Raw genomic sequence first — 25,416 nt, forward strand, 5'->3', positions numbered from 1 at the left:
AAGTACTGACAGTGCGCGGTAAATCTCTTACCGTCGCTGTCTATGGACAACCTCTCCCGCCGTGGACTGCTGACCGGGGCCGGGGCGATTCTCGCCGCCGGCGCCGTCGGAGTACCCACCGCCTCCGCCCGCCCCGTCCGTGCCGACGCGCTGCCCGCCACCAAGCGGTTCCTGATGAGCGCGACGACCAACGAGTTCTTCCGCCACAAACCGCTGTGGGGCCCGACCGTCATGCAGTCGATGGCCTTCGACACCCCGAACAACCGGATCTTCACCGCCCAGCTGCGCTCCGGCACGGCCGCGAACAGCGGCACGCTGACACTGAGCCAGCTGAACTTCTCCGGGACCGTGCTCGGGCACATGTACCTGACCGGCTTCGGCCACGGCGTCTCGATCGGCGCCCAGGGAGTCGGCAGTACGTCGTACCTCTGGACCGAGACCGACGTCGACACCGCCAACGGGCGCGGCCGGCAGATCTGCCGCTTCCCGTGGCAGAACGGCGCCACGCTGACCAAGGACTCGGCCTCGCTGACCAAGTGGAAGCCGGTCGCGAACGGGTCGGTGTTCACCCCGGCCGTCGACCAGCGGTACGGACGGCTCGGCGTACGGCACTCGCTGTCGGACGGGATGCACATCAACATCTACTCGCTGGCCGCCGCGCAGGCCGGTGACTTCAGCACCGTCCTGGCCAGCTTCAAGCAACCGGCGCTGACGCCCGGCATCGACTTCCAGGGCTGGGCGCTCTACGGCTCGTTCGTCTACTTCTGGGAAGGCGAGGCCTACCCGGGCGCGCCGGACGAGACCAAGGCCAACTCGAAGCTGTGGTGCTACGACATCAACAAGGGCGAGCTCGTCGACTCGTTCCTCACCCTGGCCGGCAAGAGCCTGACCTACCGCGAGGCCGAGGGGATGGCCGTGTACGGCGCCACCGACGCGACAGCGCGGCTCTACTTCGGGTTCGCCTCCGGCGTCACCGGTGACCGCCGGGCGAACTTCTTCTACCGCAACGACCTGGTCTAGGGGCGTTACTGGGCGACGCCGTACAGGCGGTCACCGGCGTCGCCCAGGCCCGGGACGATGTAGCCCTTCTCGTTCAGGTGCGAATCCATGCCGGCGATCACCAGCGTGCACGGGACGTTCAGGTCCGCCAGCTCCCGCTCGATCCGCTCGACGCCCTCCGGAGCGGCCAGCAGGCAGATCGCGGTGATGTGGTCGGCGCCGCGGTCGACCAGGAACTGGATCGCCGCCGCCAGCGTACCGCCGGTGGCCAGCATCGGGTCGAGCACGTAGCACTGACGGCCGTGCAGGTCCTCGGGCAGCCGTTCGGCGTACGTCGAGGCGGTCAGGGTCTCCTCGTTGCGGATCATCCCGAGGAACCCGACCTCGGCCGTCGGCAGCAGCCGCGACATCCCCTCGAGCATGCCGAGACCGGCCCGCAGGATCGGTACGACGAGCGGCTTCGGCGAGGTCAGCTTGATCCCCTCCGCCTCCGCGACCGGCGTCTGGACGGTGATCGGACCGGTCCGCACGTCGCGGGTCGCCTCGTAGGCGAGCAGGGTGACCAGCTCCTCGGTGAGTCGCCGGAAGGTCGGCGAGTCCGTGGTCTGGTCCCGCAGTGCGGTGAGCTTGTGGGCGACGAGCGGGTGGTCCACGACGAGGATCTGCATGGCCGGAACGCTACCGTCGGCGATTCGTCTCGGGAAACCGCCGCCGCCGATACGCTTTTCCTGCAGTCGATTCTGGTTTGTCCCCGCCCGCCCCAGGGTGCCCGACCTCAACCGACCGGACGGACGTGGGCCCGTGACGGAGAACACCGGGAAGTCCCCCGAGCAGCTCGACCGCCTGCGCCGTCGCGCCGCCTTCCTGCGCGAGCTCGAGGAGGCCAAGGCGCTCCGCGACCGGATCGCCCCACGCCGGGCCCGCGTCCGCCAGCTCCGCGCCGCGATGCGGCGAGCGACGTACCACCACTAACTTTTCCGCCGCGCGCTGTATCTGACCTGGTGAGATCCGTTCCGTCACTGGGGAGAAACGATGCGCAACCGAACTCTTGCTCTGGCCGCGGCCGTCGTCGCGGTCACCGGCCTCACCGTTCCAGCTCAGGCCGCCGTCGCCGACCGCTGCTTCGACGCACCGGTCGGCTTCGGGATCCCGGGGTACGTCGAGCCGTACCTGGCCGACAAACCGCTGCAGATGCCGGTGGCCCTCACCACCGGTTACCCGTCGAGCGAGTGCACCGGACTGACCGCCACCGTGGAGGCGCCCAACGGGGCGCGGACCACGGTCGCGCTGGACAAGGACGGGGAGAGCGGCTACCCGGAACCGCCGATCTATCTGCGGTACGGGACGGCGACGATCCCGCTCGCCACCGGGGCCGGGTTGTGGCGGATCGTCGCGGTCAACCGGGGCGCCGAGGTGCGCGCGGTGAACGTGTCGCTCCGGGTCTACCGCAAGGTGCTGCTGACGCTGGACCAGCCGGCGCGGACCTCGGGCAGCACGAAGACGGTGGCGACCGGGACCGCTCGCCGGTACACCGCGCAGGGCACGCTCGCGCCGATGACCGGCAGCAAGCTGACCGTCCACCAGCTGCCGTACAACGCTCTGCTCGGCAGCGGGACCGTCGACGCGTCCGGGCGCTACGCCGTTCCGTTGCCGATCACCCAGGCCACGAGGCTCTACACGCAGTACTCCGATCCGACACCGCACTACTACCCGACCTCGGACGAGGTCGTCGCGCGCAAGCTGCTGGCGATGAGCTACCTGAAGTTCGCGGCGACCACCAAGGTCGGCAGCCTGTGGAGCGTCAGCGGTACGGCGTTCCCCGGCAAACTGCACACCGAGCTGCAGATCTACACCGGCAAGAGCTGGGTCTACGCCGGGTCCGCCGGTGACACCGCGGCGAACGGCTCGTACGCGCGGTACTGGAAGCCGACGCGGGCCGGGTACTTCCGGCTGCGGGTCGTGGTCTCCGGGCCCGGGCTGGACAACAGTCCCTGGAACCGGGAGGCCGTGGTCACCGTGCGGTGACCTGTCGCAACTTTGCCGTGCGGGGTCGCATCGTGGTGAGTAGGGGATCGCGAGGAGGGGTGCGGCCATGCGTCGGTTGGTTGTGGGGCTGGGGTTGCTGCTGGTCGGGGTGATCGGGCTGTCCGGGCCGGCTGCGGCGGCCGGGGACGAGTGCGTCAAGGCGCCGGTTGTGGGGCTGCCGCGGGGGACGGTTGCCGAGCTGAGCACCGGCGTACTGGCGCACCCGATCGGTGTCCGGGTGCCCGGTGACTGGCTGGACTGCAGCGGGTTGCAGATCTCGGTGCAGAAGGCCGACGGGTCGCAGGCCCAGACGCTGGTGCTGGACAAGAACGGCGAGACCGGTGCGCCCGAGCCCCCGGTCTTCTGGAAGTACGGCGACCTCAAGATCCCGCTCGGCAACGGCGCCGGGGAGTGGGTGATCACCAAGGTCAGCCGGGCCTCGACCGTGCTGCTCACCAACCTGCGGTTCCGGGTGTACCGCGCCGACGTCCTCACGCTGGAGCCGCCGGTCCGGACCAGTGGGCTGGCCCGGACCCCGATCACCGGCGTCGCGAAGGGGTACACCGCGACCGGAGCCCTGGTGCCGCGGGTCGGTCTCCGCGTGGTGATCACCAACGACGCGGGCACCCAGCAGCTCGGCGCGGCGACCACGGACTCGACCGGGCGGTACCGGTTGAGTGCCCTTTTCACGCAGAACGGCGCTGTTCGCGCGCAGGTCGCGGCGGTCGGCGACTACCGCGAGCACCTGTACGAGCACTGGCAGCCGGTCCACAAGCTGCTGGCGATGAGCTACCTGACGTACGCGCCGACCGCCCGCGTGAACACCGGCTGGACGGTCTCCGGCACGATCGTTCCCGGCCGCCTCTGGTCGTCGCTGCAGATCTGGGACGGCAAGGCCTGGCAGGGCTCCGGCTCGGCCAACTACGTCGCCGCCAACGGCGCGTACCAGCGCTACTGGAAACCCACCAAGCCCGGCACCTACCGCCTCCGAGTGGTTGCCACCGGCCCCCTCTTGGACAACAGTCCGTGGAGCCGTGAGCTGACGCTGAAGGTCGTCCGATGAAGTCCCGGGCCGGACTGTGCTTGTTGCTCACCGCAACGATTTTGCTCGCCGCCACCAGCCCGTCGTACGCCGGAACCGCGGCCGACGACCCGTGCCTGCGGACGCAGCCCATGCAGAGCTACGGCGGGGACCCGGAACCGGCAGTGCTCACCACGGCTGCCCTGCGGGTGCCGGTCGAGATGGAGGTGTACGGCACCGACGCCGACTGCGAGGGGATGACCATCACCGTGCAGCGGCCGGACGGCTCGCAGCAGGTGGTGGTCCCGCTGACCGAGAAGGTCCACAACGAGTGGCCGACGATCGACACCCGCGCGGGCTACCTCACCGTGCCGCTCGGCACCGGGGCCGGCCGGTGGGTGATGACCAAAGTGACGCACCGGCGCGAACGGTCGCTACACGGTCCAGCTCGCGCTGTCGCGAGCCACCGAACTGACCGCGCGGATGCCGGCCACCGGTGACTACATCGACGTGGTCACCGCGCCCGTGGTCGCCCGCAAGTTGCTGTCGATGAGTTACCTGACGGCCTCGACGACCGCGACGGTGAACAACTACTGGAAGGTGAGCGGGACGGCCTTCCCGGCGCCGCTGTTCACCACGCTCGACGTCTGGAACGGCTCGGCCTGGCAGCCGACGTACTCGTTCGGCGACACCGCCGCCAATGGCTCGTACGCGCGGTACTGGAAGCCGGACCGGCCCGGGACGTTCCGCCTGCGGGTCAGCGTCTCCGGCAGCGGCCTGGACAACTCGCCGTGGAGCCGCGAGACCACGGTGACGGTCAAACAGTTGCCGCAGGCACCGACGTACTTCGTCGGGACGGTGGTCGCACCGACCGCCGGGCTGCCGGTCCTGCGCGACTCGACGCTGTCGAGCTTCGGCACGCTCAAGTACCGGCGGGCGAACGGGACCCTCGGACCGGTCGGCAACCAGGTCGTCCAGATCTACGCCCGGCGGGTCGGCGAGACCTCCTGGACCCTGGTGAACTCGGCACGGACCGCCGTCAGCGGGTACTTCTACAGCCGCTGGGGCCACTCGTACGACGTCGGCCAGAGCTTCCAGGTGATGCTGACCTACCCGACCAGGCTGCCGCAGGCCGCCAGCAGTGCGACCGGTGTTTTCGGGCCGTTCACCGTGCGGTCCTGAGGCGGTCGCGCTGCGTCGCCGTACGGTAACTGCCGAGGCACCGATACCTGCTCGAGATCGGGTATCCCTCCCGCCCGACGCCTGATTCTGCGACGATGAGCCCGTGTCTGATCCCACGGCCTCGCCGATGACGACCACCGAGCTCGACTTCGCGCTCGCGGCTTACACCGAGGACGGGGTCTGGACGGTCACGCCACTGGTGCTGCGCGGCGAGCCGGATCTGTCGGCCCTGGTGTCGGCGCTGCGGCGGTACCCCGGCGACTCCGGCGTGGTCGGGATGATCTCGGTGGACGAGGACTTCTTCGTCCTGCTCCGGGTGATCGGCGGCCGGGCCCGGCTGCTGATGTCCGACGTCACCGCCGCGACCGAGTGGCCGCTGGCCAAGCAGGTCGTCGACGAGCTGGACATCCCGCTGGCCGATGACGACGACGAGCAGGTGCCGGCCGGCGACCTGGCGATCGTCGCCGACCTGGGGATGAGCGCGATGGATCTCGGCGCGCTGATCGACGACGTCGACCTGTACCCCGAGGAGATGCTCGAGGAGATCGCCGAGGCGCTCGGCTTCGGGCACCAGTTCCACGAGGCGATCGAAGCCATTGGCTGACCCGGCCCGCCGGGCCTGGGCCCGGCTGATGGAGCTCGCCCTGGCCGAGGCCGAGTACGCCCGCGGCAGCGCCGACATACCGATCGGTGCGGTCGTGGTGAACGCCGACGGCGAGGTGATCGGCCGCGGGCACAACGAGCGCGAGGCGACCGGCGACCCGACCGCGCACGCGGAGGTGCTGGCGATCCGGTCGGCGGCCGAGGTCGTCGGCGAGTGGCGGCTGACCGGCTGCACGCTGGTGGTCACCCTGGAGCCCTGCACGATGTGCGCCGGCGCCATCGTGCTGTCCCGGCTGGACCGGCTCGTCTTCGCGGCGTACGACGAGAAGGCGGGCGCCGTCGGATCGCTCTGGGACGTCGTCCGGGACCGCCGGCTCAACCACCGGCCCGAGGTGATCGGCGGCGTGATGGCCGACGAGGCGGGCGCCCGGCTCCGCGATTTCTTCATCGGGCACAGGTTTTGATAGCCTCCTCGGCGGTGGCGTGTCCGAGCGGCCGAAGGAGCGCGCCTCGAAAGCGCGTGAAGGGTACCCCCCTTCCGAGGGTTCAAATCCCTCCGCCACCGCCAACCACCTCCGGGTGGGAGTTACGCCGAGGACCCTGATGCTGTGTGATGCGTCAGGGTCCTCGTTCTTTGCGGCCGCGATGCATTCGTTGCCTGCGGCGAGCGTCGATTAAGCTGCAGCCCCCGACCCCGAGGGGCCGAGCCTGTGGACGTGCACGAACTCGACCGGATCCTGCTCGCCGGCGCCGCGGTGCTGCTGGTGGCGATCGTCGCCGTGCGGCTGTCCGGCCGCCTCGGGCTGCCCTCGCTGCTGATCTACCTCGGCATGGGGCTGCTGCTGGGTGAGTCGGCGCTCGGGATCCAGTTCGAGGACGCCGAGCTGGCGCACGCGCTCGGGTTCGCCGCGCTGGTGATCATCCTCACCGAGGGCGGCCTGACCACCCGGTGGAACGAGGTCCGCCCGGTGATGCCGCTCGGCGTCGTCCTGGCCACGCTCGGGGTCGCGGTCTCAGTGTCCGTGGTCGCGTGCGTCGCCCACTTCGTGCTCGGGATGAACTGGCAGCTCGCCGTCCTGCTCGGGGCGGTGACCTCGCCGACGGACGCGGCAGCGGTCTTCTCGGTGCTGCGCAAAGTGCCGATCCGGCCGCGGCTGCGCGGCGCGCTGGAGGCCGAGTCCGGGCTGAACGACGCCCCGACCGTGCTGCTGGTCACCATCGTCAGCACGGGCTCGATCGGCGAGCACGGAGTGCCGTACTTCGCCGGCCTGGTGCTCTACGAGCTGGTGATCGGCGCACTGTTCGGTTTCCTGGTCGGCTGGGTGAGCGTCGGCCTGCTCCGCCGGGTCGCGCTCGGCTCGGCCGGTCTGTACCCGCTGGCGATCGTGTCGCTGGCCTTCGTCTCGTACGCCGGGGGCACGGTCCTGCTGCACGTGTCCGGCTTCGCGGCGGTCTACGTGACCAGTCTCATCCTCGGCCGGGCCGAGCTGCCGCACCGGATCGCGACCAAGTCGTTCGTCGACGGGGTCGCCTGGCTGGCGCAGATCGGGCTGTTCGTGATGCTCGGGCTGCTCGCGTCGCCCGGGCGGATCGGGCTGGACGACGTGGTCGTCGCGCTGGTGATCGGGGTCGCGGTGACGGTGGTCGGGCGGTTCGCCGCGGTCGCCCTGTCGGCGTCGCCGTTCCGGATGCCGTGGAAGGAACAGACGTTCATCGCCTGGGCGGGGCTGCGCGGCGCCGTACCGATCGTGCTCGCGACGATCCCGCTGGCCGAGCACGTGCCCGACGCCGACCGGGTCTTCGACGTCGTCTTCGTGCTGGTCCTGCTCTTCACGCTGCTCCAGGGGCCGTCGCTCCCCTGGCTGGCCAAGCGGCTCGGCGTACTCGACGACAACGCGGCCCACGAGGTCGACATCGACGTCGCGCCGCTGGAGTCGCTGGGCGCCGACATGCTGCAGGTCCAGATCCCGAGCGAGTCCAAGCTCGCCGGGGTCGAGATCGGCGAGCTCCGCCTGCCCGCGGGCGTCTCGATCTCGCTGGTCATCCGGGCGAAGCAGGCGTTCGTGCCCGACCGCCGGACCGTCCTGCGGGCCGGCGACGCGATGCTCGTCGTCACGCCCAGCCCGCTGCGGGAGAAGACCATCCGCCGCCTGCGGGCGGTTTCCCGGGCCGGCCGCCTGGCCGGCTGGTTCGGCGAACGCGGCCGCGAACAGGTGTAGAGGGCAACAAAAATGCAGAGAGACCTTGTCTCCCTGCATCTACAGGTTATAGCGCACCCCCGGGCTTGCCACAAGACCCCGGCGATGGCGGAGAATCGGCGGCCGATGTCACAACCTGTAACCCCGGAGGAACACATTGAGTGGGCAGTACGTGCTGGAACTGCGAGAGGTCGACGAGTCGCAAGGTGCCGTGGTCGGAGGGAAGGGCGCGAACCTGGGCGCGCTGGCGCGGCTCGACGGCGTGCGGGTGCCGGCTGGGTTCTGCGTGACGACGGAGGCGTTCCAGCGGGTCGTGGCGGGGGCTGTGGACGATCGGATCGACGCGCTGTCGCAGCTGGCCGCGGATGATCGGGAGGGTCTTCGCAGGCTGAGTGCGGAGATCCGGGAGGCCATCGAGGGGATTGCCCTTCCGGACGAGGTCGCGGCGGCGATCACCCAGGCCGTCGCCGAGGACACCGCGTACGCCGTACGGTCGAGTGCTACGGCGGAGGATCTGCCGACGGCGTCCTTTGCGGGTCAGCAGGACACCTACCTGAACGTCGTGGGAGCGGCGGCGATTCTCGAGCACGTGAGTCGGTGCTGGGCCTCCCTGTTCACCGAGCGGGCGGTGACGTACCGCCAGCGGAACGGGATCGACCACCGCGCGGTCCACATGGCCGTCGTCGTGCAGCAGATGGTCTTCTCGCAGGCCTCCGGGATCATGTTCACCGCCGACCCGGTCACGGGCAACCGCAAGGTCGCGACCGTGGACGCCGGCTTCGGCCTCGGCGAGGCGCTGGTCTCCGGGCTGGTGAACCCGGACGTCTTCACGGTGCGCGACGGCGAGGTCGTGGCCAAGACGGTCTCCGCCAAGCGGCTCGCCGTCCAGGCCCTGCCCACGGGCGGGACCGAGGAGGTGGCGCTCGACGCCGGGCAGCAGAAGCAGCCGGCGCTGACCGATGCGCAGGTTGTCCGGCTGGTGGAGCTCGGCCGGCGGATCGAGGCGCACTTCGGTCGCCCGCAGGACATCGAGTGGTGCCTGGTCGACGACGAGTTCCAGATCGTGCAGAGCCGGCCGATCACCACGCTGTTCCCGGTCCCGCGGACCGGCGACCAGGAGAACCACGTCTTCCTGTCCGTCGGCCACCAGCAGATGATGACCGACGCGATGAAGCCACTGGGCTGGTCAATGTGGCAGCGTACGGCGATGGCGACGATGTCCGAGGCCGGTGGGCGGCTGTTCGTCGACTCCACCGCGCAGCTGACCTCGCCGGCCCGCCGCGCCGCCTTCCTGGACCTGGTGGACAAAGGCGACCCGCTGACCCGGGACGCGCTGGAGACCGTGCTCGACCGCGGCTTCCTTCCGACGCTCCCCGATGTGCCTCCGAGCCCGGGCGGTCCGCCGGTCCGGGGCGCGTCCGCCGCGCTCGAGAACGACCCGGCCGTCGTCACCGAGTTGATCGAGCGCAGCCGGGCGTCCCTGGCCGCCCTCCGCGACGGCATCGCGGCGAAGACCGGGCCGGCGCTGTTCGACTTCCTGCTGGAGGCCTTCGTCGAGCACAAGCGGGTGCTCGGCGATCCCCTCGGCCTGCAGGCGATCATGGCCAGTCACGAGGCCACCTGGTGGCTCAAGGACAAGCTGCGGGAGTGGCTCGGCGAGAAGGACGCGGCCGACACGCTCACGCTGTCCGCGCCGGACAACATCAGCTCGGAGATGGGCCTGGACCTGCTCGGCGTCGCCGACGCGATCCGCCCGTACCCGGAGGTGGTGGCGTTCCTCCAGGGCGCCGACGACGACTTCCTCGACGAGTTGCCGAAGCTCGCGGGCGGCACCGAGGCGCGGGACGCGATCCAGGCCTACCTCGACCGGTACGGCATGCGCTGCGTCGGCGAGATCGACATCACCCGGCCGCGCTGGAGTGAGCGCCCGAGCACCCTCGTCCCACTGATCCTCGACAACGTGAAGCTCTTCGAGCCGGGGGCCGCCGCGCGGCGCTTCGAGGAAGGGCGGCAGAAGGCACTCCAGAAGGAACAGGACGTGCTGGAGCGGCTGCGGGCGCTGCCGGACGGGGACCAGAAGGCCGACGAGACGCGGCGGATGATCGAGCGGGTCCGGACCTTCATCGGCTACCGGGAGTACCCGAAGTACGCGATCATCTGCCGCTACTTCGTCTACAAGCAGGCCCTGCTGGCCGAGGCCGACCGCCTGGTCGAAGACGGTGTGCTCGCTGATCGGGAGGACAGCTTCTTCCTCACGTTCCAGGAGTTGCAGGACGTCGTACGGACGAAGCAGGTGGACGGCCGGCTCGTCGCCGAGCGCAAGGAGGCGTTCCGGACGTACGAGGGGCTCACGCCGCCGCGGGTGCTGACGTCGGACGGCGAGGCGGTCAACGGGTCGTACCGGCGTGACGACGTACCGGCTGGTGCCCTGGTCGGTCTGCCGGTCTCCAACGGCACCGTCGAGGGCCGGGCCCGGGTCATCCTCGACCTCGCCAAGGCCGACCTCGAAGCCGGCGACATCCTCGTCACCGCCTTCACCGACCCCAGCTGGTCACCGTTGTTCGTCGGCATCGCGGGCCTGGTCACCGAGGTCGGCGGCCTGATGACCCACGGCGCGGTGATCGCCCGCGAGTACGGCCTGCCCGCCGTCGTCGGCGTGCCCGAGGCCACCCGGCGCATCCAGGACGGCCAGCGCATCCGGGTCCACGGCACCGACGGCTACGTCGAGTTCCTGGACTGAACCAGAGCTCGGCAGCTGCCTGGCTGAGGCGGCTGCCGGGCTCAGTTCGGGTTCTGGCCCGAAGGGATGGCCTGGGAGGGCTTGACCACCGGGAGGCAGACGACCGAGTCGGCGGGGACGGCGATGCTGGGGACGCCCTTGGTGTTGAGCTTGGTGAAGCCGATGCCGAGGACGATGTCGACGGTGTGGTCGGGGCGGGCGTCGGCCTTGGTGGCGGCCTTCTGGTTGAGCTGGCCCAGGGCGAGCTTGACCTCGGGGCCGTCGGTGGTGGCGCCGCGGACCTCGACCACGTCGATCTTGTCGCCGTTCGGCTCGTTGGCGATCTTGCCGATGTTGAAGCCGCGCTTCTTCAGGTCCTCGCCGAGCTTGGCCGCGCTGCCGGCCCGGGCGCCGCCGTTGTAGATGTTGAGCACGACCTGCTTGGGGACCAGACGGTTGTTCTCGAGCTTCTGCTCGACGCAGTTCGGCTCGGCGCTGGAGTCGGTGAGCGAGTTCCAGCCCCACCAGAAGCCGCCGATCAGGATCGCCAGCAGCACGACCATGGTGATCGGCGTCCGCCAGTGCAGTCGCGCGTGCGGCCTCGGCTGCGGGGAGAGGGCGGTCATCTAGCTCACGACCAGGACCCGGGCGTGCAGGACCAGACGCTGCTGCAGGGCCGCGCGCAGCGCCCGGTGCAGACCGTCCTCGAGGAACAGCTCGCCCTTGTACTCCACGACGTGCGCGAAGAGGTCACCGTAGAAAGTGGAGTCCTCGTCGAGCAGTGCGTTCAGGTCCAGGGTGCCCTTCGTCGTGACCAGCTCGTCGAGCCGTATCTGCCGTGGGGGCAGCACGGACCAGTCCTTGGCCTTGTACCCGTGATCGGGGTACGGCCGCTCCTCGCCGACGCGCTTGAAGATCACCCACCGAAGTCTAGCGGGGTGAGAGGTCTCCGGAGAGGTCGGGAATGTCACCGCAAAAGGTCGAGACCAAGACTCAACCTTTCCGCCCCGCCGGACGTCCACAGTGAATAGGGACTATCAGGGGGTAGAGATGAAGGTACTGACCAAACTGACCGCGGGGGCGGCCACCGTGGTCGTCGCCGTCGCCGGGACGACCTTACCGGCCAGCGCGCTGACCGTGGCCCAGAACAAGGCGGCCCAGACCCGTCTGAACGCGCTCGGCTGCTACGCCGGGCCGGTGGACGGCAAGATCGGCCAGATGACCCAGGCTGCCACCATCCGGTTCCAGGCCGCCAACAAGATGACCCAGAACGGCTCACTCGGCGGTACGACGTACAGCCGCGTGCTGGCCGCGTCGGCCAAGCGCTGCGACGTCCGGGCGGTCCCGGCCAGTGGCGGCGGCAAGCGGATCGTGATCAGCCAGGGCCAGAACTACCTGTGGCTGATCGATGCCAAGGGCAAAGTCGTCCGCCAGGGCGGCATCATCGACAACCCGAGCTACCTCAAGCCCGGGACCTACTCGACCGGCGCCAAGTGCGGCCGGGCGGCCCGGATCAAGAAGAACACCGACGGCGCCAGCCTCTACCTGAACAACTTCGTCCGGTTCGCGCCGTGCGGGATCGGGTTCCACCAGATCCCGACGTACAAGCGCAACGGCGCGCAGATCCACGGCGACTGGCAGCTCGGCACCAACCAGAAGGCCTCGCACGGCTGCATCCGGGTCCAGAAGTCGATGTCGGACGCGATCTGGGCCTTCACCACCGCTTCGACCAAGGTCGTTGTGGTCCGTTGACCAAAGTCCGGCCGTTGTCCGACTTGTGGCGGACGCGGGCGGCGGTGCCCGGCTCCTAGGCTCGACCCGACCTACTCGTCGGCGAACTGGGGTTCTGATGCCGGGCACCGTGCGGCTGCGGCCGCCGAACCACACACTCGACCGCCGGGTCCTCGGGGTCTGGCGGGTGACCTCGGCGCTGGTGGTCGCGCCGCCGGTCCTCGTCCTGGTCCTGCTCGGGCTGCTGATCCCGCCGGCCAGGCTCTGGCTGCTCGGACCGGCTGTCGTGATCGCCGTCGTGGGTCTGCCGTTCGTCACCGTGCTGCCGCTGTGGTGGTACCGGGTGCACCGCTGGGAGGCCACCGAGGACGCGGTGTACGTGCGGGCGGGGTACTTCTGGCAGGAGTGGCGGATCGCGCCGATGTCGCGGATCCAGACCGTCGACACGCTCCGGGGACCGGTCGAGCAGCAGTTCGGGCTGGCCACGCTGATCGTCACGACGGCGTCCGCGCGCGGGTCTTTGAAGATCAGAGGGTTGGCTCGGGAGACCGCGGAGGAGCTGGCTGAGCAACTGACGCGGACAACGCAGGCCACCCCAGGTGATGCCACATGATGGGGGAGAGGGAGGCGGCGACCCCCGGGCTCCAGCCGGCTGCGCCGGCGGAGTGGCTCCGGCTTGACGTCCGGGCTGTGGCAGTAGGAGCGCTCTTGGGGGCCGGCGTCGCGGTGAGTGCGGGGGTGCCGACTGCTGCTGGGGTTGCTTCCGGTACGTCGTGGGTGGTGGCGCTGGCCTGGGTCGTGCCCTGTGGATTGCTGCTGGTGCTCGGGGGCGCCGGGCTCGAGTACGTGCGCTGGCGGCGTACGCAGTACCGGATCAGTGCCGAGCAGGCCGAGTTGCACACAGGGCTGGTCTTTCTCCGGCGGCGGTCGCTGGCGCGGGAGCGGATCCGGAGTGTGGATCTGACGGCTAACCCACTGCTGCGGGTGTTCGGCCTGGTGGCGGTGAAGATCGGGACCGGCGAGGCGTCCAGCGAGAGCACGCTCTCGCTCAGCCCGGTGACCCGCGCCGAGGGGGAGCGGCTGCGGCTGGAGCTGCTGCGCGGCGAGCAGCACGCCACCGACGGGACGCTGGCCGAGCTGGACCGGGCCTGGATCCGCTACGCCCCGATCTCGTTCCTCGCGCCGGCGCTCGGCCTCGCGGCCGGCGGCGCGGTGATGCAGCTGGCGCGGTGGTTCGGTCTGGAGGAGGAGCTGATCGACCGGGTCCGGGACCTCTTCACCGGCGTCCCGCTGCTCCTCGTGCTCGTGATCCTCGCCGCGATCCTGCTGGTCGCCGGCCTGATCGGCTCGCTCGGGCTGTTCGTCGAGATGTGGTGGAACTACCGCCTCGACCGCGAGCCCGGCACTCTCCGCGTACGCCGTGGGCTGCTCACCACCCGGTCCATCTCGATCGAGGAGCGACGGCTGCGCGGCGTCGACGTGGTCGAACCGCTCGGCGTCCGCCTGGCCGGCGCGGCCCGCGTCGACGCGATCGCGACCGGGCTCGTCCAGCAGAAGGAGGACGAGAAGGCCGACCACAAGACGTTGCTGCCCGCGGCGCCGAAGGATCTCGCCGACCGGATCGCGGCCGCCGTACTGCGGGAGGACGTCGCGCCGACGGCCGCCGTACGACTCACCGCGCACCCGCGGGCGGCCCTCGGGCGCCGGATCCGGATGGCGGTCGCGGCCGCGCTGCTGCCGGTCGTGGTGCTGGTCGTCCTCGGGCTGCTGTTCACCGACGTCCTGGTGCAGCTCGGCGTGATCCTCGCCGTCGTACTGCTGCCGATCGCGGTTCTGCTGGCCCGCGACAGCTACAAGGCGCTCGGCCACGGGATCACCGGCAAGTACCTGGTCACCCGCTCCGGCTCGATCCGGCGCTCGACGGCGGCGCTGCAGCGGGACGGCGTCCTGGGCTGGCGGGTTCGGCAGTCGGTCTTCCAGCGCCGGGTCGGCCTGGCGACGTTCAGCGCGATCACGGCCGCCGGCGGTGGCGCGTACTCCGCGCGTGACGCCGACGCCGACGAGGGGCTCGACTTCGCCCGGGAGGCGGTTCCGGGCCTGCTCGAGCCGTTCGTCGTGCGCGGCTGACCCTCGTGGTCGCCTCGCCGCACTACCATGCCGAGCGCAGGGGTAGTTCCGTCGCGCGAAAGGCAGCGTTGAGATGGCCGAGACACCGGACGTCGTGGAGACCGTCAAGCAGGGGTACGCGTTCGAGGGGCCCGCGATCGAGCTGGGCTCGCTGCTGGTCGACGGTACGCCGAACCCGGAGGCCGCGGTCCGCATCCCGCTGTCGATGGTGAACCGGCACGGCCTGGTGGCCGGCGCGACCGGTACCGGCAAGACCAAGACCCTGCAGCTGATGGCCGAGCAGCTGTCCGCCGCGGGCGTCGCGGTGTTCGCCGCCGACATCAAGGGCGACCTGTCCGGCGTCTCGCAGCCGGGCGAGAGCAGCGAGAAGCTGCTGGCCCGGACCAAGACGATCGGCCAGGAGTGGACCGCGACCGGGTTCCCGACCGAGTTCTACGCGCTCGGCGGCCAGGGCGCCGGGGTGCCGATCCGGGCCACCATCACGTCGTTCGGGCCGGTCCTGCTGTCCAAGGTGCTCGGGCTGAACGACGTCCAGGAGTCCTCGCTCGGCCTGATCTTCCACTACGCCGACAAGCAGGGCCTGACGCTGCTGGACCTGAAGGACCTGCGCGCGGTCATCACGCACCTGACCAGCGACGAGGGCAAGGGCGACCTCAAGGAGCTCGGCGGGTTGTCCGCGGCGACCGCGGGTGTCATCCTGCGCTCGCTGATCGGGTTCGCCGACCAGGGCGCCGAGGCGTTCTTCGGCGAGCCGGAGTTCGACACCGCCGACCTGCTCCAGGAACGCGACGGCAAGGGCGTCATCTCGCTGCTCGAGCTGCCGAACCTGCAGGACCGGCCGGCGCTGTTCTCGACCTTCCTGATGTGGCTGCTGGCCGACCTGTTCCACGACCTGCCCGAGGTCGGCGACGTGGACAAGCCGAAGCTGGTGTTCTTCTTCGACGAGGCGCACCTGCTGTTCAACGACGCGTCCAAGGCGTTCCTGGACTCGATCGCGCAGACCGTCCGGCTGATCCGTTCGAAGGGGGTCGGCGTCTTCTTCGTCACCCAGACCCCGAAGGACGTGCCGGACGACGTCCTGGCGCAGCTCGGGTCCCGGGTGCAGCACCAGTTGCGGGCGCACACGCCGAACGACGCGAAGGCGCTGAAGGCGACCGTGTCGACGTTCCCGAACTCGTCGTACGAGCTGGCCGAGGTGCTCACCCAGCTCGGGATCGGCGAGGCGGTCGTGACCGTGATGAACGAGAAGGGCGCGCCGACGCCGGTCGCCTGGACCCGGCTGCGGGCGCCGCAGTCGCTGATGGCGCCGGCCTCGGCCGAGCAGCTGACCGCGGCCGTCGCGGCGTCGCCGAACAACGCCAAGTACTCCGCCGTGATCGACCGCGAGTCGGCGTACGAGAAGCTGGCCGCGAAGGTGCAGGCCGGCGCCGAGCAGGCCGAGGCCGAGGCGCAGGTCGAGGAACCGAAGCCGAGGGCACAGAAAAAAGAAAAATCTGTGGTCGAACAGGTGGTCGGCTCGTCGGTGTTCAAGCAGTTCGCCCGGTCGGCCGGGCGAGAGATCGTGCGTGGACTGTTCGGGTCGGCACGTCGCAAGCGGTGACATTTGATCAAATTCTTACCTGCAGGTGGCCGCCGTACGGCGTAGAGTTAGAGAGTGGTTGCGCAGAGTAGGCGATCGGTACGGAACTGGGCGCTCTGGACCTTGACGGTCCCGGCGTTCGGTCTGATCGCCCTCGTCGACCTGCTCGCGATCGGGTACGGCGTGCGCTCGTTCACCGAGCTGCCGTCCTGGCAGGGGCTCGACCTGGTCCTCGCGCTGACGGTGGCCGCGCTGATCTCGGTCGAGGGCGCCCGCCGGGTCGAGAACCGGCGCAAGTCCGGCGGCGCGCTGCACAAGGACCTGGCGCCCGCCTGGATGATCGCGGCCGCGCTCGTGCTGCATCCCGCGCTGGCGATCCTGGTCGCCGTCCTGCTGCGGATCTGGTGGCGGATCCGGGCCGGCAAGTGCATCCCGTACCGGTGGACCTTCAGTACGGCGGTCTGCGTGCTCGGCGTCGGCGCGGCCTACACGGTCTTCACCGGTGCGCGGGACGTGGTCGGTGACTCGTCGCTCGGCTTGGTCGTCGCGATGACGCTCGCGGCCTTCGCATACGTCGCGACCGACACGGTGCTGTGCGGCCTGGCGATCGTGCTGATCGTGCCGGGCAGCAGCCGGCAGGAGGCGATCGGCGACAAGGACTCCCTGTGCGTCGACGCGACCGCGGCGACGCTCGGCTGCCTGCTGGCGGCGGCGGTGCTGGTCAGCCCGTGGTTCGCGTTCCTGGCCATCCCGATCTCGCTGACCGCGCAGCGGGCGCTGCTGTTCTCGCAGCTGGAGTCCGAGGCGCAGACCGACCCGAAGACCAGCCTCGGGCGGGTCGACTGGTGGCGGCGCCGGACCGAGGAGCTGCTGCGCGCCTCGCGGACCCACCGCGAGCCGATGGCGGTGCTGCTGATCGACATCGACCACTTCAAGATGGTCAACGACCGGCACGGTCACCTGGTCGGCGACGAGGCCCTGCGGGCGGTCGCGACGATCCTGCGCAGCGCGATCCGGGCGAAGGACGTGATCGGGCGGTTCGGCGGCGAGGAGTTCGTGATCGCCCTGCCGGACACCGACCTGTCCGACGCCGTGGTGACGGCCGACCGGCTGCGGACGGCGGTCGCCGCCAGTCCGCTCGCCGCGATGTGCGCCGGCGTACTCGACGACCCGGAGCTCGACCCGGACACCTTCCACCTGACCGTCTCGATCGGCATCGCGGTCTCCCCGTCCGACGGTCAGACGGTCGACGAGTTGCTGTTCCGTGCCGATCGGGCGATGTACGCCGCGAAGGCCGCCGGCCGCGACCGCGTCCGCGCCGCCGCCGACTGCGCCCCGGCCGACCTGGCCCGCCTCACGCTGCCGGACCGGGCTGCCCAGCCGCGCTGATCCTGCGGGGGTGCCGCCTGCACCTACCCAGCCACCACCTCCAAGTACCAGCCACCAGCCCCAGCACCCCTTTCAGCTACCAGCCACCACCCCCAGCACCTTTCAAGTACCAGCCATCTGATCGGTGGCTGGTACTTGAAAGCTGTTCGCCGACCACCTGCTGTCCGACAACCTTTTGGGCCCCCGCAGAACCTTTCACCCTCGTACGGCGTCTTCAGCGGTGAAAGGACAGGAGACTGTATGGGCCGGACCGACGGACGGGACGAGGACTTCACGGCCTTCGTGCTGGCCAGATCCGCGCGCTTGGTGCACATCGCGCGGATGCTCTGCGGCGACCCCGCGCTCGCCGAGGACCTGGTGCAGACCGCGCTGGAGAAGGCGTACCTGCGCTGGGACCGGATCGAGCTCGGCGACCCGTTCGGCTACGTCCGCCAGGCGGTGGTGAACCAGCACATCTCGTGGGCCCGGCGCCGGCTCTGGCGGGAGCGGCCGAGCGGTCACGCGGCCGAGCTGGACCAGCACCTCGACGACCGGCTCGGACGGACGGTCGCCGACCCGGCCGCGGACGTGGACCGCCGGATGGCGCTCTCGGCCGCGCTGGCGACGCTGACGGCACGGGAGCGGGCCGTCGTGGTGCTGCGGTACGTCGAGGACCTGACCGAGGTCCAGACCGCCGCGACCCTCGGTGTCGCGGTCGGGACGGTGAAGAGCGTGAACAACCGCGCCCTGCAGAAGCTGCGCGCCACCCCGCACCTGACGGTGCTGTCCCCGGCGAGCGGCCATGGCGCGGCGCATCGACCCGGAGCTTCCGGCCGACGCGGCCCGGCCGAGGTGTCCTTAGGAGAACGGCCATGAACGATCACGACTTCGGGGACGACCTGCGGGACGCCCTGCGCCCGGACGACGGGATCCGCCCGTTGGACCCGGCCACGGTGATCGCCGGCGCGCACCGCCGTCGCCGGATGCGCGGCCTGGCCGCGGCCGGACTCGCTTCGGTCGCCGTACTGGCCATCGCTGCTGGTGGCCTGCTCGCATCCGGCAGCCCGACCGGTACGGCGCCTGCTCCGGCCGCCCCACCAACAACCGGTACGACGGGAGTCCGGCCGGGCACGCCGACGCCCCCGGGCACTCCGAGCGCGCCGACTCCGCCCGCCAACTTCCCCGACGCCACGCCCAGCGGCCAGATCAGCGCCGGCCGGACGATCGTTCCGAACACTCCCTTGACGGCGGCGGACCTGCCGACGCTCTCGACGGACAACCCGGCGAAGCCGAACGCGAGCAGGGGCGCCGCCTTCGCCGCCCAGTGCCGGACCGCGTTGCTGGCCCAGGACCCCGGTCCGGGGCCGGCGGCAACCAAGCGGGCGACCCTGGAGGACCGGGACGGGATCACCATGATCCTTGCCGACAGCACCCGGTGGGGAGCCTGCGACAACGGGTACGACTCGCCCGAGGTGACGCTGCGCCAACCGGCGTCGATGCAGCGGCCGAGTCGCGACAACCTGCAGGCCCTTGCCGTGGCCAACAACCGGGTCACGCGGAACGGCCAGGACTACGAGTACTACTGGGCGGCCGGTCTGCTCCCGAAGAGTGTCGCCGGCCTGCGCTACACCTTCCCCGACGGCGCTACGGTGAACGCGACCGTCACCGGCGGCTTCTGGCTGATGAAGCACCGGTCGGCCACCCCTGGTGGCGGACCGCCGGGCGCGCCGCCGATCAAGGTCGAGCTGCTCGCCCAGGACGGCTCCGTCCTGGTGACGCGCGAACTCGAGTGGGGGCTGCACACCTGCGCCCAGATCAGTCACGGGTGCTGAACCCCCGCAGAACCTTCCGTCCCGCCGTCGCGTCCTTCAGTACGACGAACCGGCCGAAATACTTGCGGAGGGCAACAGATGAGGAACAACCGGGCACTACGGATCGGGACGATCGCGATCGCGGCGGCCGCCGTCGCGGGGGTCGGGATCGCCGGGGCCGCGATCGCCCGCACGGGCCAGTCCACCGCCGTCGCGGGTGGCGGTCCCGGCGCGACGCCCTCGACCAGCCCGAGCGAGAGTGCGACGCCGTCGACCGGCCCGAGCGAGGGTGCGACGCCGTCGAGCGGCGCGACCCCGTCGGCCTCACCGGGGACTCCCAGTGCGGTCCCGAGCGGCGCGACGCCGTCCGTCTGGGCGCCGTCGCCGCCCGGCCGGCCGACTGTCTCGCCCAGCGATCCCGCCACTCCGTCGACGGTTCCCGGCCAGGGGCACACGGTCACGCGGATCCGACCGTCGGCTCCGCCGAGGCCGAAGGAGTACCCGCTCCCGAAGGACGCGGTCGCAGCCTGCAAGGCGCTGCTCGCCGGCGCGGACCAGAACCACCCGGGCCGTACGGCGAAGCCGGTCGCGCGCCTCGACGGCGGCCCCGGCTCGATCGTCGTCCTGGCGGACGCGTCGCACTGGGCCGCCTGCGACACGGCGTACGCGCGGCACAACGAGAAGGGGTCGCTGCGGGCGCCGGCCCGGATCGCCAAGCCCTCGGCCCGGGACACCGCGGCGTTCGCCGTGGCCGCGAACATCGTTCCGCGGAACGGCAAGGACTACCAGTACTACTGGGCGGCCGGGCTGGTGCCGCGTGGGGTCGCGAAGATCGCCTACACCTTCCCGGACGGCACGACCGAAAAGGCCGTTGTCCAGGGCAACTATTGGCTGGTGCAGCACCAGGACGCGCGGCCGTGGACGCCCGGTAGTGACGCGGGTGCGAAGGAGATCGCGGTCAAGCTGACCGCGGCCAACGGCTCGGTCGTCCGCACCTTCACGCTCGACTGGGGCACCCACACCTGCGCGCAGATCACCCACGGTTGCTGAGGAACCGCGTCCGGAGAGTCCCGCCCGAGGCTCTCCGGACGCGGTCGTTCAGCAGGCGCCGAAGGACCCGGCGCTGATCCAGGCCTTCGCGACGTACATGCCGGCGTGCACGCGCAGCCAGATGTTCGACGTGCCCTGCGAGCCGCTCACGCTCTGGCCGGTGACCTGGCACTCGACGGGGACCTGGGCGGCCTTGCCGGCCATCCCGACCACGGCGCCGGTCGAGCTCGCCGTACTGCGGACGTTCAGGTAGCCGGACGTGATGGAGACCGTGCCGCGGCCGCCGTCACCGGTCCACAGGTAGGTCGTGTCGACCCAGGCGTTGTTGGTCAGCTTGAGCGCGTCCCAGAAGGTCCCGTCGGCCAGGTCGATCCCGGCCGGGTTGGCGACGGTCCGGCCGAACTGGTCCTTCCCGCCGTTGTACCCGTTCTGGTACGCCGCCTGCGCCTCCGGCCGGCCCTGCGGCAGGTCCTTCCACATCTCGCGGGTGGCGCTCGGGTTCCAGTAGTCGTCCTTGGTGTTCCACGGGCCGACGTCCCAGACCGGTTCGAACGCGCACCGGATCGTGCCGGTCGTCGTACAGACCTTGACCGAGTAGTTGCCCGAGCCGTTGTTGGCCAGCCCGCGGCGCGACGGCAGCGCGACGAAGTGGTCCCGGCTGATGATCACGTGACCGTTGGCCGTCGTACCGCCGACCAGGCCTTCCCTCGTCGCGAAGACGCGCGACTTCAGCGGCGCGGCCTGGACCTCCATCCCGCTGGAAGCGGCCTTGTCGGTCGGCTGGACGCGGACGTCCTCGACCCACGGCTTGGCGCCGCTCGGCGGTGCGACGACGATGATGCGGAGCTGGACGAGGTCGCTCGCGCCGGGCAGCGCGGTCGGCGTACCGGCCTTGGCCGGGGTCCACTCGGACCACCTGTCCTTCACGAGAGCCCGTACGTCGACCTCCGCGGTCGAGCCGTCCGGCGTACTGGTGGTGTAGTCGACGACGACCGCGGACGTCGCGGCGGGGAAGCGGACCGGATCGAGGTTGCCGATGCCGGACCGCTGCTTGATCTCGGCCGAGCCCATCCGGACCGGCGCGTCGCCGAGGACGATCCGGCTGCCGTCGGCGATGACGTTCGTGGAGCCTTCGGCCGGGCGGGCGGCGACTCCGATCGGGTCGGTGCCGGCCGCCGTACTGGGCAGGACGGCGGCTGCCAGGGGTGCTGCGGCCAGGGCGGCGGCGACGCAAAGTGCGGCCGCGGACCTTCGAGTGATACGCATGGCGGTACCTCCGGGGCGGTGAGGACGCTGTCACCGGGTGCGACACCCGGCGCACCGATCGTGACAAACAAACACTGCCCTTGCATAGCGCGTGAATAAATTTCTTCCAGTAATTCCGGAACGGACAGAACCTAACCGGTGACTCAGCGGGTTTGGACCGGTGTGACAGAGGCAGAGGAGAATCGATGACCCGGGCCGCGGACGCCGACTTCGAGCGGTTCGTGCAGGCGCAGTCGACGCCGTTGCTGCGGTTCGCGGAGATGCTGTGCGGTGATCGCCACACCGCGGAAGATCTGGTCCAGCAGGCGCTGATGCGGTCCTACCCGAAGTGGCACCGGCTGGACGGCGACCGGCTGCGCTACGTCCGTCGGGTGCTGGTCAACCGGTTCCTCTCGCAGGCACGCCGGCGCTGGTCCAACGAAGTGCCCAGCGATCCGGTGGACAACGACTGGGACGACCGGTCGGTGGCGGACTTCGCCGGTGAGGTGCAGACCCGTGACGCCGTGCTGTCAGCTCTCGGTGGGCTGACAGTGCGCGAGCGGACCGTGGTCGCCCTGCGGTACTCGCAGGACCTCTCCGAAGCCGAGACCGCCGAGCTTCTCGGCATGGCCGCCGGGACCGTGAAGAGCACGGCCTCCCGGGCCCTGGCCAAGCTGCGCCTGGCACCCGACCTGATCGAATCCGGAGTAGTTGGAGGAACAAGATGAGCGACGAGCAGCGGGTGCGCAGCGCGCTCGAGTACGACCTGGAGCCGTGGCAGCCCGACCCGGCCGACTTGATGCGCCGCGGCCGGCGGCTCGCCTGGCTGCGCCGAGGACTGGCCGCGGCGGGCGTGACCGCTCTCGCCGGCAGTGTCGCGACGGTGTCCGCCGCGATCGGCGGACCGTCGGACGTCCGCAACCTGCTCGCCGGTGGCGACAAGCCGCCGGTCCCTGTCCAGCTCCCGGCCGGTACGCCGACCGCGGTGCCGTCGGTCGACCCGACCTGCCTGCCGAAGGTGCCGAGCAGGGGCAAGATCGAGGCGTCGGTCAAGGTGACGGTGGAGGGCAAGCTGCCGGAGTCGGTGGGGAAGCCTTCTCTGCCGGGCAAGCCTGCGCTGCCGTCGGTGCCGACCAGTAAGCCGTCGCTCCCGGGGAAGCCCTCGCTGCCGACCGCGAAGCCGTCGCTTCCGGGCAAGCCGGGTCTGCCGACCGCGCTGCCCACGGGCAAGCCGAGCCTTCCGGGCAAGCCCAGCCTTCCGCCGGTGCCGACCAAGTTGCCGACCACCGCGCCGAGCGACCTGCCGACCACCGTGCCGAGCAAGCTGCCGACCACCGCGCCGAGCAAGCTGCCGACCGGTAAGCCGTCGCTGCCTTCGGTCCCGGTGCCGACCGGCAAGCCCTCGCTCCCGGGGAAGCCCTCGCTGCCGACCGCCAAGCCGTCGGTCCCGGGTAAGCCCGCCCTGCCGTCGTGCGTGACCGACCACGTGCCGACCGCGCCGCCGGTGCACGTGCCGACGACCCTGCCGACGACGCTGCCGTCCGTACCGGGCAAGCCGTCGCTCCCGACCACGAAGCCTTCGCTGCCCGGCAAGCCCTCGCTGCCGAAGGTGTCCGTCCCGACCGGGAAGCCGTCCCTGCCGGGCAAGCCTTCCCTCCCGCTGCCGACGGCCAAGCCGTCGCTGCCGAACCTTCCCTCCCTGCCCACCGAGCGGCCCACTGGGCTGCCGACTCATCGGTAGTCGTCCCTCCCCTTCACACCGATGACACCGTCGGCCGGCCCGCGGGCGGAACGGGTCGGCCGCCGGTGGGGCCACAACGTCAGCTCCGTGCCCGAAACACGGATCTGTTGTGGCCGCAGTTGATGTACACCGAGATCAACTGCGGCCCCCACCGGCGAGTGGGGCCTCGGGGGCCCTACTCGCCGGTGGTCCCGTCCGCCAGCTCCCGTACGACGTCCAACTGGCCCGTGTGCCGCGCGTACTCCTGCAGCACGTGGAACAAGATCCACCCCAGCGTCGGCTTCACGTCGTCGGCCCCGAACCGCCCGCCCTCCTTGGACCGCATACCGAGCGCGCCGACGCCGACCACACCGACGCCCTGAACAGCAGCCGCCTCAGCCCGGACGACTCCGGTGACGATCTCCCGGGTCCGCTCCCCGCCCTCCCGCAGCGCGGCCAGCAGGCCTTCGAGCGTGTCGCCCTCCTCGAGCCGCCAGCGCTCGTCGGCGTCGCTGTCACCCCACGGCTGCTCGACCTGCTCCGCTGTGAATCCCCAGCGAAGCCAGCGCCGTTCCATGAACACCAGATGCTTCAGCAGCTCCAGCGGCGTCCACCCCGACGGCAGTTGGCTCGTCCGCAACTCCTGGCCGGACAGGCCTTCGAGCTTGCGCCGTACGGTCTCGCGGTAGAAGTCGAGCCACGCCAGCGGGAGCTCGACCGGATCGCCGAGACGTTCGTCGGGCAGCATCAGGACAGCTCCTTGAGGTACTCGGCCGTCGCGTCGTCCGCGGGGAAGAACTGCTCGATCATCAGCTCCGACACCGTCACGTCCAACGGCGTACCGAACGTCGCGATCGTGGTCAGCAGCGACAGCTCCCGGTCGCCGCGCCGCAGCTTCATCGGTACGACGACCTCCGGCGTCGGCGCGGCCGGGAACCGGTCGCCGCCCGGGACGGCGTACCCGCGCAGTTCGTCGTACAGGTCCTGGAGCTCGGGATCGGCGGTGCTCGCGATCTGGCGCTGCAGCGTGCTCAGCGCGCTCGCGCGGATCTCGGCGAGGTTGGTGATCCGGCCGCCGAGCGCGTCCGGGTGCAGGGTGAGGCGGAGCGCGTTGATCGGTGCCGCGAGCAACTCGGGCGCGACCCCCTCGGTGAACAGCGCGGCAGCGGCGTTGGTCTCGACGATGTTCCACCAACGGTCGACCACCAGCGCCGGGAACGGTTCATGGGCCTTGAGCAACCGGCGCAGCGTCTCGCGGATCGCCATCATCGCCGGTGAGTGCAACGAGGCCTCGCTGAAGACCGGCGCGTAACCGCCGGCGAGCAGCAACTGGTTGCGATCCCGCAGCGGCACGTCGAGATGCTCGGCCAGCCGCAACACCATCTCGCGACTCGGCTTCGACCGCCCGTTCTCGACGAAGCTCACGTGGCGGGTGGACACCTCGACCTGATTGGCCAGATCGAGCTGGCTGAGCCGCCGCCGCTCCCGCCAGCCCCGCAACAACTCCCCCACCGGCCGCTGAAACGTCTCCTCGGCGATCATCGTCATGCCTCGACGGTAGCCGTCCAGGTGATCACCGGCATGACCTCCGACGTCATGGCCGGATCACGGGTCCCGGCGGCAAGGTTCTGGTCAACCGATCCTGAGGAGGACACGATGACCCTGGCCGAGCAGTACTTCGCCATCTGGAACGAGACCGATGCCGAGCAGCGGGCCCGGCTGATCGAGAAGACCTGGGCGCCCGACGGCACCTTCGTCGACCCGAGCTTGGAGGCCACCGGGTACGCCGAACTGAGCGCGATGGTGGGCACCGCGCAGGGCCTGTTCCCGGGCCTGCGGTTTGCTGTCACCGGCGACGTCGACGAGCACCACGACCACCTGCGCTGGACTTGGGAGCTGGCCGCCGACGGCCAGCCGGCCGTTGCCGGAGGCACCGACATCGTCACCGTCACCGCCGACGGCCGAATCAGTTCAGTGGTCGGTTTCCTGGACTTCGCGCCGGCGCACTAGGGCCCTGGGGTTGATCCTGACCCCTCCG

27 protein-coding genes and 1 tRNA gene are annotated in these 25,416 nt (G+C 70.6%); 22 read left to right on the plus strand and 6 right to left on the minus strand.

Annotated features, from left to right (window positions below):
• Positions 1 to 42 precede the first annotated feature (42 nt).
• Positions 43 to 1,020, plus strand: coding sequence for a phage baseplate protein (locus HDA39_RS31685; RefSeq protein ID WP_184801443.1), 978 nt, complete (start codon positions 43 to 45; stop codon positions 1,018 to 1,020).
• A gap of 5 nt (positions 1,021 to 1,025) precedes the next feature.
• On the opposite strand, the gene upp is transcribed toward HDA39_RS31685, so the two are convergent.
• Positions 1,026 to 1,667 carry a uracil phosphoribosyltransferase gene (gene upp, locus HDA39_RS31690; RefSeq protein ID WP_184801445.1) on the minus strand — a complete coding sequence of 214 codons (642 nt, stop codon included), beginning with the start codon at positions 1,665 to 1,667 and terminating at the stop codon, positions 1,026 to 1,028.
• A 133-nt stretch (positions 1,668 to 1,800) separates the two neighbouring features.
• Between upp and HDA39_RS31695 the strand changes: the two genes are divergently transcribed.
• From HDA39_RS31695 to rph, 10 genes are all read left to right on the plus strand, one after another.
• Entirely contained in the window at positions 1,801 to 1,971 is a 171-nt protein-coding gene (locus tag HDA39_RS31695) for a hypothetical protein (protein WP_184801447.1), read from the plus strand.
• A 60-nt stretch (positions 1,972 to 2,031) separates the two neighbouring features.
• Complete coding sequence (locus tag HDA39_RS31700; protein WP_184801449.1) at positions 2,032 to 3,024, plus strand: hypothetical protein; 993 nt, start codon at positions 2,032 to 2,034, stop codon at positions 3,022 to 3,024.
• A gap of 67 nt (positions 3,025 to 3,091) precedes the next feature.
• On the plus strand, positions 3,092 to 4,087 hold the full coding sequence (locus HDA39_RS31705) for a hypothetical protein (protein WP_184801451.1): 996 nt from the start codon (positions 3,092 to 3,094) through the stop codon (positions 4,085 to 4,087).
• The gene (locus HDA39_RS31710) at positions 4,084 to 4,545 is read left to right on the plus strand and encodes a hypothetical protein (protein ID WP_184801453.1); all 462 of its coding nucleotides are present in this window, start codon (positions 4,084 to 4,086) and stop codon (positions 4,543 to 4,545) included. The genes HDA39_RS31705 and HDA39_RS31710 overlap by 4 nt, the downstream gene beginning before the upstream one ends.
• Positions 4,529 to 5,227: a hypothetical protein gene (locus HDA39_RS31715; RefSeq protein ID WP_184801455.1), complete on the plus strand. Its 699-nt coding sequence runs from the start codon at positions 4,529 to 4,531 to the stop codon at positions 5,225 to 5,227. Before HDA39_RS31710 ends, HDA39_RS31715 begins: the two co-directional genes overlap by 17 nt.
• A gap of 103 nt (positions 5,228 to 5,330) precedes the next feature.
• Complete coding sequence (locus HDA39_RS31720) at positions 5,331 to 5,831, plus strand: tRNA adenosine deaminase-associated protein (RefSeq protein ID WP_337925977.1); 501 nt, start codon at positions 5,331 to 5,333, stop codon at positions 5,829 to 5,831.
• Between the two features lie 28 nt (positions 5,832 to 5,859).
• On the plus strand, positions 5,860 to 6,294 hold the full coding sequence (locus tag HDA39_RS31725; protein WP_184806725.1) for a nucleoside deaminase: 435 nt from the start codon (positions 5,860 to 5,862) through the stop codon (positions 6,292 to 6,294).
• 13 nt (positions 6,295 to 6,307) lie between these two features.
• Positions 6,308 to 6,398: transfer RNA gene (locus tag HDA39_RS31730), tRNA-Ser, on the plus strand.
• Positions 6,399 to 6,540: 142 nt separating this feature from the next.
• The gene (locus tag HDA39_RS31735; protein WP_184801457.1) at positions 6,541 to 8,049 is read left to right on the plus strand and encodes a potassium/proton antiporter; all 1,509 of its coding nucleotides are present in this window, start codon (positions 6,541 to 6,543) and stop codon (positions 8,047 to 8,049) included.
• Positions 8,050 to 8,185: 136 nt separating this feature from the next.
• On the plus strand, positions 8,186 to 10,768 hold the full coding sequence (gene rph, locus HDA39_RS31740; RefSeq protein ID WP_184801459.1) for a rifamycin-inactivating phosphotransferase: 2,583 nt from the start codon (positions 8,186 to 8,188) through the stop codon (positions 10,766 to 10,768).
• A 41-nt stretch (positions 10,769 to 10,809) separates the two neighbouring features.
• Here the strand turns inward: rph and HDA39_RS31745 are convergent, their stop codons facing one another.
• Positions 10,810 to 11,373, minus strand: coding sequence for a LytR C-terminal domain-containing protein (locus tag HDA39_RS31745; protein WP_184801461.1), 564 nt, complete (start codon positions 11,371 to 11,373; stop codon positions 10,810 to 10,812).
• On the minus strand, positions 11,374 to 11,667 hold the full coding sequence (locus HDA39_RS31750; protein WP_184801463.1) for a type II toxin-antitoxin system VapB family antitoxin: 294 nt from the start codon (positions 11,665 to 11,667) through the stop codon (positions 11,374 to 11,376). It abuts the gene before it with no gap.
• Positions 11,668 to 11,797: 130 nt separating this feature from the next.
• Between HDA39_RS31750 and HDA39_RS31755 the strand changes: the two genes are divergently transcribed.
• The 8 genes from HDA39_RS31755 to HDA39_RS31790 all read left to right on the plus strand — a co-directional run bounded on the left by HDA39_RS31755 (position 11,798) and on the right by HDA39_RS31790 (position 20,413).
• Complete coding sequence (locus HDA39_RS31755) at positions 11,798 to 12,499, plus strand: L,D-transpeptidase family protein (protein ID WP_184801465.1); 702 nt, start codon at positions 11,798 to 11,800, stop codon at positions 12,497 to 12,499.
• Between the two features lie 97 nt (positions 12,500 to 12,596).
• Positions 12,597 to 13,091, plus strand: a complete 495-nt coding sequence (locus tag HDA39_RS31760; protein ID WP_184801467.1) for a PH domain-containing protein — start codon at positions 12,597 to 12,599, stop codon at positions 13,089 to 13,091.
• Positions 13,088 to 14,605, plus strand: a complete 1,518-nt coding sequence (locus HDA39_RS31765) for a PH domain-containing protein (RefSeq protein WP_202893178.1) — start codon at positions 13,088 to 13,090, stop codon at positions 14,603 to 14,605. The genes HDA39_RS31760 and HDA39_RS31765 overlap by 4 nt, the downstream gene beginning before the upstream one ends.
• A 73-nt stretch (positions 14,606 to 14,678) precedes the next feature.
• On the plus strand, positions 14,679 to 16,205 hold the full coding sequence (locus HDA39_RS31770; protein ID WP_184801469.1) for a helicase HerA-like domain-containing protein: 1,527 nt from the start codon (positions 14,679 to 14,681) through the stop codon (positions 16,203 to 16,205).
• 54 nt (positions 16,206 to 16,259) lie between these two features.
• The gene (locus HDA39_RS31775; protein WP_184801471.1) at positions 16,260 to 17,573 is read left to right on the plus strand and encodes a diguanylate cyclase; all 1,314 of its coding nucleotides are present in this window, start codon (positions 16,260 to 16,262) and stop codon (positions 17,571 to 17,573) included.
• A gap of 240 nt (positions 17,574 to 17,813) precedes the next feature.
• Positions 17,814 to 18,428 (plus strand): SigE family RNA polymerase sigma factor, encoded by a 615-nt coding sequence (locus HDA39_RS31780; protein WP_184801473.1) that lies wholly within the window; start codon positions 17,814 to 17,816, stop codon positions 18,426 to 18,428.
• Positions 18,425 to 19,384, plus strand: a complete 960-nt coding sequence (locus HDA39_RS31785; protein WP_184801475.1) for a hypothetical protein — start codon at positions 18,425 to 18,427, stop codon at positions 19,382 to 19,384. Before HDA39_RS31780 ends, HDA39_RS31785 begins: the two co-directional genes overlap by 4 nt.
• A 78-nt stretch (positions 19,385 to 19,462) precedes the next feature.
• Positions 19,463 to 20,413 carry a hypothetical protein gene (locus HDA39_RS31790; RefSeq protein WP_184801477.1) on the plus strand — a complete coding sequence of 317 codons (951 nt, stop codon included), beginning with the start codon at positions 19,463 to 19,465 and terminating at the stop codon, positions 20,411 to 20,413.
• A 48-nt stretch (positions 20,414 to 20,461) separates the two neighbouring features.
• Here HDA39_RS31790 and HDA39_RS31795 read toward each other — a convergent pair whose 3' ends face one another.
• On the minus strand, positions 20,462 to 21,679 hold the full coding sequence (locus tag HDA39_RS31795; protein WP_184801479.1) for a hypothetical protein: 1,218 nt from the start codon (positions 21,677 to 21,679) through the stop codon (positions 20,462 to 20,464).
• 185 nt (positions 21,680 to 21,864) lie between these two features.
• Here HDA39_RS31795 and HDA39_RS31800 point away from each other — a divergent pair, with 185 nt between their 5' ends.
• Positions 21,865 to 22,386, plus strand: a complete 522-nt coding sequence (locus HDA39_RS31800; protein WP_184801481.1) for a SigE family RNA polymerase sigma factor — start codon at positions 21,865 to 21,867, stop codon at positions 22,384 to 22,386.
• Positions 22,383 to 23,399, plus strand: coding sequence for a hypothetical protein (locus HDA39_RS31805; RefSeq protein WP_184801483.1), 1,017 nt, complete (start codon positions 22,383 to 22,385; stop codon positions 23,397 to 23,399). The genes HDA39_RS31800 and HDA39_RS31805 overlap by 4 nt, the downstream gene beginning before the upstream one ends.
• 175 nt (positions 23,400 to 23,574) lie before the next feature.
• Here HDA39_RS31805 and HDA39_RS31810 read toward each other — a convergent pair whose 3' ends face one another.
• Together HDA39_RS31810 and HDA39_RS31815 are read right to left on the minus strand one after the other, a co-directional pair.
• The gene (locus tag HDA39_RS31810) at positions 23,575 to 24,126 is read right to left on the minus strand and encodes a DinB family protein (protein WP_184801485.1); all 552 of its coding nucleotides are present in this window, start codon (positions 24,124 to 24,126) and stop codon (positions 23,575 to 23,577) included.
• A complete protein-coding gene (locus HDA39_RS31815) occupies positions 24,126 to 24,926 on the minus strand; it encodes a helix-turn-helix domain-containing protein (RefSeq protein WP_238356189.1) in 801 nt (266 codons plus the stop codon). Before HDA39_RS31815 ends, HDA39_RS31810 begins: the two co-directional genes overlap by 1 nt.
• A gap of 33 nt (positions 24,927 to 24,959) precedes the next feature.
• Here HDA39_RS31815 and HDA39_RS31820 point away from each other — a divergent pair, with 33 nt between their 5' ends.
• Positions 24,960 to 25,388 carry a nuclear transport factor 2 family protein gene (locus tag HDA39_RS31820; RefSeq protein ID WP_238356190.1) on the plus strand — a complete coding sequence of 143 codons (429 nt, stop codon included), beginning with the start codon at positions 24,960 to 24,962 and terminating at the stop codon, positions 25,386 to 25,388.
• The last annotated feature ends 28 nt before the right edge of the window (positions 25,389 to 25,416 follow it).

Origin of the sequence: Kribbella italica, assembly GCF_014205135.1 — a bacterium.
Taxonomy (GTDB): domain Bacteria; phylum Actinomycetota; class Actinomycetes; order Propionibacteriales; family Kribbellaceae; genus Kribbella; species Kribbella italica.